Source organism: Nocardiopsis listeri, assembly GCF_020741345.1.
Classification (GTDB): domain Bacteria; phylum Actinomycetota; class Actinomycetes; order Streptosporangiales; family Streptosporangiaceae; genus Nocardiopsis; species Nocardiopsis listeri_A.
In genome coordinates this window covers 1-6,340 of the sequence record NZ_DYZD01000425.1, presented here as the reverse complement: position 1 = coordinate 6,340, position 6,340 = coordinate 1, and the positions used below count along the sequence as shown (strand labels likewise).

At 70.4% G+C, this 6,340-nt stretch carries 5 protein-coding genes and 1 pseudogene; 4 read left to right on the top strand and 2 right to left on the bottom strand.

Annotated features, from left to right (window positions below; all coding sequences use genetic code 11):
• Positions 1-62: 62 nt before the first annotated feature.
• Together K8V84_RS22920 and K8V84_RS22915 are read right to left on the bottom strand one after the other, a co-directional pair.
• Positions 63-1,328: an APC family permease gene (locus K8V84_RS22920; RefSeq protein WP_304078573.1), complete on the bottom strand. Its 1,266-nt coding sequence runs from the start codon at positions 1,326-1,328 to the stop codon at positions 63-65.
• Positions 1,329-1,536: 208 nt separating this feature from the next.
• Positions 1,537-1,873: pseudogene (locus tag K8V84_RS22915) on the bottom strand (DUF1876 domain-containing protein); the annotation flags it as partial.
• A 150-nt stretch (positions 1,874-2,023) separates the two neighbouring features.
• Between K8V84_RS22915 and K8V84_RS22910 the strand changes: the two are divergent.
• From K8V84_RS22910 to K8V84_RS22895, 4 genes are all read left to right on the top strand, one after another.
• Positions 2,024-2,683, top strand: coding sequence for a class I SAM-dependent methyltransferase (locus tag K8V84_RS22910; RefSeq protein ID WP_304078571.1), 660 nt, complete (start codon positions 2,024-2,026; stop codon positions 2,681-2,683).
• 126 nt (positions 2,684-2,809) lie between these two features.
• Entirely contained in the window at positions 2,810-3,370 is a 561-nt protein-coding gene (locus K8V84_RS22905; RefSeq protein ID WP_304078570.1) for a TrmH family RNA methyltransferase, read from the top strand.
• 247 nt (positions 3,371-3,617) lie between these two features.
• Entirely contained in the window at positions 3,618-4,997 is a 1,380-nt protein-coding gene (locus K8V84_RS22900; protein ID WP_304078569.1) for a hemolysin family protein, read from the top strand.
• The gene (locus tag K8V84_RS22895) at positions 4,994-6,004 is read left to right on the top strand and encodes a hemolysin family protein (RefSeq protein ID WP_304078568.1); all 1,011 of its coding nucleotides are present in this window, start codon (positions 4,994-4,996) and stop codon (positions 6,002-6,004) included. The genes K8V84_RS22900 and K8V84_RS22895 overlap by 4 nt, the downstream gene beginning before the upstream one ends.
• Positions 6,005-6,340: the final 336 nt, after the last annotated feature.

The window sequence follows — 6,340 nt, the reverse complement described above, 5'->3', positions numbered from 1 at the left end:
CTGACCCACGTCGACGGGCCTCGTCCCGTCGGCCCGCTCACGGGCGGGCCACCGGGCGCCCTTCAGGAGGAGGGCGTCCGGTGCAGCAGCCACCACACGCCGGCGCCCGCGCCCAACACCGCCATGCCGATGGCCACCACCGGCAACGGCAGGCTGGTGGCCAACACCACGCACCCCGCCAGACCGCCCACCGGGGCGATCAGCGGCGGCCGGTCCTCGTGCGGACCCAACCGCAGCGCCGAGGCGTTGGCGATGGCGTAGTAGACCAGCACGCCGAAGGCCGAGAAGGCGATCGCCCCCGCCAGATCGGCCACCAGCACCAGGACGACCACGACCGCCGCCACGGCGATCTCCGCGTGGTAGGGGACCCCGAACCGGGTGTGGGACAGCCCCAACCGGCGGGGCAGGTGGCCGTCCGTGGCCATGGCCGCCACGGTGCGCGAGACCCCCGACAACAACGACAGCAGCGCCCCGGTGCACGCCAGCACCGCGCCGGCCACCACGAACGGCACCAGCATCGGGAACCCGGCCACCTGGACCGCGTCCACCATCGGCGCGGTCGAGGTGGTCAACCGCTCGCGCCCCAGCACGATCAACAGTCCCGTGCCGATGGCCAGGTACAGCAACGACACCCCGCCCAGCGCCAGGGTGATGGCCCGCGGAATGGTGGTGCGCGGATCGCGTACCTCCCCGCCGAGCGTGGTGATGCGCGCGTACCCGGCGAACGCGAAGAAGATCATCCCGGCCGAGCCCAGAACGCCGAAGGACCCGGGCCAAGGACCCATGCCGTCGACCTCCGCGACCGCGGCGAGGCGTCCGCTGAGCACCATCGCCACGAACACCGCGGCGAGCACCGCCAGCACCAGGACCACCAGGATCTTGATCACCAACGTCGAACGGCGCACCCCTCGAAGGTTCAGCGCGGCCAACGCCACCACCACGGCCACCGCCAGCGGTTTCTCCCACCCGGGCAGCACGTAGGAGGCCAACGTCAACGCCATCGCCGCGCAGGAGGCGACCTTGCCGACCACGAACGCCCAGCCGGCCAGGTACCCCCACATTTCACCGAGGCGTTCGCGCCCGTACACATAGGTGCCGCCGTTCTCGGGGTGACGGGCGGCCAACCGGGCCGAGGAGATGGCGTTGCAATAGGCGACGGCCCCGGCGATGACGATGGCGACCGGAAGCCAGGCACCGGCGCCCAGTGCCGCCGGTGCGAAGACCGAGAAAACCCCGGCACCGAGCATCGCCGCGACGCCGATGGCGGCCGCGTCGACGGTGCTCAACACCCGGGCCGGTCCGGCCTGCGGTCCCGAAGAGGTGGCCAACAAGCTCTCCTTGGTCGACTGATCCGACTTTTCGAGTGTGCACGATGTGACCGACCCTTGGGCCCAGGGACTCTCCGGACCTCTGGCCCTTCCAGGATCGGAGGGGTCCCGATCCGGGCATGGGGGCGGACACAGGGGCAGGCCCCCGGCACACGCCGAGGGCCTGCTCACACCGTTCCCCGCCGGCGCGCCGACCGGCGGGGCCTGCTCACGTGGGTCGCCAGGGCGAACCGGTGTTGTCGTTGATGTCCTCTGCGGCCACCTGCCGCAGCTGTCGGGACAGATCCGACAGGGCGCGGGAGACCGCCAACTCCTCGCCGATCTCGGGCATGTCCAGGTCCGAAGGGTGCTTGCGGGCCATGCCGTGACCGCGCAACGCCGTGCCGTCCTCGGCCTCCAGCCCCACCTCCGCCCAGGTTCGAGCGGTCTCCCCCTCGCTCTCCTCGGCCACGACCACGTCGACGTTCCACCGCTTCGTCGTCTGCATGGCAATCTCCCCTCACGTGCGGTGAGTGTTCGATGTGCGCGTCGGGCCCCGGGTGGACCGGGACCCGGCGGGGTCCCCCACGAACCTCGCCTGCCCCCATCATCGCGCCCGGATCCGCGGACCCATCGGGGGTTGGCCCTTTCGTTCCCGCCCGTTGACGAGGTTTTTGGGCGCCGGACCATCGCCCCGCCCCTGATAACGTCACGGCGTGGCCCAGCACTACTTCGACTCCGATCCCGACGCCGCCAGCCGGCCCTCCACGGCCGACCTGGTCCTGCCCGACGTACACCTGCGTCTGCGCACCGACCGCGGCGTCTTCTCCCCCGACAAGGTCGACCTGGGCACCCGGGTCCTGTTGGAGAACGTTCCCGCCCCGCCGCCCCAGGGCAGGCTGCTCGACGTGGGCTGCGGCTACGGTCCCATCGCCCTGACCCTGGCCCACCGGGCGCCCAACGCCCGTGTCCTGGGCGTGGACGTCAACGCCCGCGCGGTGTCCCTGGCCCGCCGCAACGCCGCCGAACACGGGATGGACCACGCGCGCTTCGCCGTGGTCACCCCCGAGGGCGGCCTGGCCCTGGAACAGGGGCAGGGCACCGACACCCCGCCCGAGGCCGGCGACCTGCTGGGGCCCTTCGACGTCATCTGGTCCAACCCGCCCATCCGTGTGGGCAAGGACGTCCTGCACGGCCTGCTGCTCACCTGGCTGTCCCGCCTGACCCCCGACGGGGTCGCCCACCTGGTCGTCCAGCGCCACCTGGGATCGGACTCCCTGCAGAAGTGGCTGGAGGCCCAAGGTCACCCCACCGAGCGGCTCACCTCCCGCGCCGGTTTCCGGGTCCTGACCGTGGGCCCCGCACCCACCGTCTGAACCCGGGAAAATCCCCTTTTCGGGCACCATGCCCGGTCCCACACGTGCAGGTCGGCGCACGGAACGGTACGCTTGATCGACCAGCGCCGGACCAACCGGCCCCCATCGACGAGGAACACACCGCAGTTGAGCACGCAGTTGCGTCCTACGGACGTCAAACGCCTGAACCGCCAGTGGCGCAGGCGCACCGAAGGACGCCTGTCCCTGATGGTCGAGTCGGTCACCCAACCCTTCAACCTGGGTTCGATCCTGCGCACCTGCGCCACCCTGGGCGTGGACCGCCTCTGGCTCACCGGCAACAGCGCCGATCCCGATGACCCCAAGGTCGGCAAGACCGCCCTGGGTACCGGGGCCAAGGTCCCCCACGAGCGTCTGGCCACCACCGCGGAGGCCCTGGAGGCCGCCCGCGCCGACGGCTACAAGGTCGTGGCCCTGGAGCTGGCCAAGGGCGCCGTCCCCCTGCACGCCGCGCCCTTTGAGCCCGACGTGTGTCTGGCCGTGGGCGCCGAGGACCACGGGTGCTCCCCCGCACTTCTCAACGGTGCCGACGCCATCACCTACATTCCTCAGATCGGTCGGGTCGGTTCGCTCAACGTGGCCGTGGCCACCGCCATCGCCCTGACCGAGGCCCGTCGCAGGGAGTGGGTCGGCTTCGGCGACGAGGCCGACGCCCCCATCGGTTCCTGAGTCGAAGCGGAACCGGGGCGGGAATCTTTCACCGTCCCCGGGCGTCTCCTCTTCGACCCCACATTCCACAACCGTCACATCATCCGAGGCGCTACGGCGCGGAGAGAGGAACAGTGGATTCGTCCCGAAGTACCAGCAGCATCCCCCGTGGATGCTGCGACTCCGATACCGACGAGCCCCCTTCTTGGAAGGGTGCGCACCTTCGAAAGAACTTGGCCCCTAGACGGAACCAGGCGGTGCGTGCCCGATGAGCACCGTCCTCAGTATCGCCTTCGGTGCACTGGTGGTCTTCCTGATCACCGTGGCGACCGGATACTTCGTCGCCCAGGAATTCGGCTACATGGCCGTGGACCGTTCACGCCTGAAGGCGCGGGCCTCGGCCGGTGACAACGGGGCCAAACGGGCCCTGGCGATCACCAACCGCACCTCGTTCATGCTCTCCGGCGCCCAGCTGGGCATCACGGTCACCACACTGCTGGTCGGTTACGTCGCCGAACCGATGATCGGTACCGGGGTCGGCGAGCTGCTCGGTGGAGCCGGCGTACCGAACGGCACCGGCCTGGCCATCGGTACCGCCCTGGCCCTGATCTTCTCCACCGTCGTGCAGATGGTCTTCGGCGAACTGTTCGCCAAGAACCTGGCCATCGCCCGCCCCGAGCCCGTGGCCCGCTGGCTGGCACTGTCCACCGGGGTCTACCTCAAGGTCTTCGGGCCCGTCATCTGGCTGTTCGACCAGGCCTCCAACCTGCTGCTCAAGACGGTCGGCATCACTCCGGTCGAGGACGTCCAGCACGCGGCGACCCCGCGCGACCTGGAACGCATCATCGCCGAGTCCCGGGAGAGCGGGGATCTGCCCGCCGAGGTGTCCACCCTGTTGGACCGCACCCTGGACTTTCACGACCAGACCGCCGAGCACGCGATGATCCCCCGCCCCGAGGTCACCACCGTGGAGGAGAACGACCCGGTCAGCCTGGTCGTGGAGCACATGTCCTCCGGACACTCGCGCTTCCCCGTCCTGGGAGAGGGCGTGGACGACATCGTCGGTGTCATCTGCCTGCGCGACGTGCTCGCCCTGGGCGGCCGCGACCTGGCCGGCGTGCGCGTCAGCGAGGTCGCCCGGCCCACCGTGATGGTCCCGGCGTCCCTGCCCCTGCCCGGGGTGCTCGACCAACTGCGCGAGGCCGACGAGGAGTTCGCCTGCGTGGTCGACGAGTACGGCGGGTTGGCCGGCGTCATCACCACCGAGGACCTGGCCGAGGAGCTCGTCGGTGAGATCGCCGACGAGCACACGCCCGAAGAGGAGTCGCCCGCCCCGCTGGGCGGGGACAACGGCTACCTGGTCCCCGGCGGGCTGCACATCGACGAGGTCGAGCGGCTCATCGGCCACGACCTGCCCGATGGCGACTACGAGACCCTGGGCGGTCTGGTCATCCACGAACTGCACCGACTGCCCAAGGCCGGTGACCGTGTCGACCTGCCGCTGCCACGCCCCTCCAGCGCCCACGACGACGATCCCGACATGGCGCTGACCATGACCGTCAACGCGGTTCAACGGCACGTGCCCTCCAGCATCGAGGTCAGGTTGCGCGAGGTCCAGGGCGAGGACGCACAGGAGGTGCGGGCATGAGCGAGATGAACGTGTGGTTGGCGATGGCGCTGACCGTGGTCTTCATCGCGTTGAGCGCGTTCTTCGTGGCGATCGAGTTCGCCCTGGTGGCGGCGCGCCGCTACCGGTTGGAGGAGGCCGCGCACACCAGCTTCTCGGCCCGGGCCGCGCTCAAGAGCGCCCGCGACCTGTCGCTGTTGTTGGCCGGCTCCCAGTTGGGCATCACCCTGGCCACCCTGGCCCTGGGCGCCATCTCCAAGCCGGCCTTCCACCACCTGCTGGAGCCGCTCTTCGGTTCCCTGCCCGGGTCGGTGGGGTACGTGCTCTCCTTCACCTTCTCCCTGATCATCGTGACGTTCCTGCACCTGATCGTGGGTGAGATGGCGCCCAAGTCCTGGGCGATCTCCCACCCGGAGAAGTCCGCCACCATGTTGGCCGTCCCCATGCGGGCGTTCATGTGGCTGACCCGCCCGGTCATCGTCATGCTCAACGCCATGGCCAACGCCGTGCTGCACCGTTTCGGCGTGCAGGCCGTGGACGAGATGGCCAGCGGGCACAACCCCGAGGACGTGCGCGAGCTGGTCGAGCACTCGGCCAAGGCCGGTGCCCTGGACTCCGAGCGTCGTGACCAGCTGGCCACCGCCCTGGAGGTCAACTCCCAGCCCATCAGCGAGCACATCACCCCGCGCGAGGACATCGCCTGGGTGGGGCCCGACGCCGGTGTGGAGGAGATCAAGCGCGTGTCCCGGGAGACCACGCACCTGCGTCTGGTCGTGATGGAGGACGGGCAGCCCATAGGGGTCGTGCACGTACGCGAGGCCCTGACCGGCGCGGCCGACACCACCGCAGAGGACCTGATGCGTCCGGTCCTGACCCTGGATCCGGCCACGCCCATGTACGCGGCCATGGGCATCATGCGCGAGAGCCGCAACCACCTGGCCCTGGTCGAGGACGAGGACCGCCTGGTGGGTCTGGTGACCCTGCAGGACATCTTGGAGCGGTTGCTGCTGCTGGACACCGCCGCCTGACGTCCGCGCCGCCACACGGCGCGGGCGGGCACCACGGGGAGGGCTCTTGGGCCCTCCCCGTTTCGTGTCCACGGTCCCGGCACCGCGTGTCCTGTGGCGCGGGGTGCCCCGTCGGGGCGGGCCTAGCGTGAAACGGGTCAGGTACACGGCCCCCGACCAGGCCGACCGTCTCCCGGCCGACCCGTCCTCGACCGCCGCGTGCCCGGCGTGCGAAACGACCAGGAGCGAGCAACCGTGCAAACCCGACCGACCCCCGGCGGGTCCACCCCCCACCTCCCCCATCGGGGGACGCCGTGCTGAACACCGTCGGAGACATCCTGCTGGGAACGGTCGTGG

What these genes read in the sequence shown, in the direction of transcription:
- K8V84_RS22895 (WP_304078568.1), top strand. Translation starts at nt 4,994, where the DNA reads ATGAGCGAGATGAACGTGTGGTTGGCGATGGCGCTGACCGTGGTCTTC.
- K8V84_RS22900 (WP_304078569.1), top strand. Translation starts at nt 3,618, where the DNA reads ATGAGCACCGTCCTCAGTATCGCCTTCGGTGCACTGGTGGTCTTCCTG.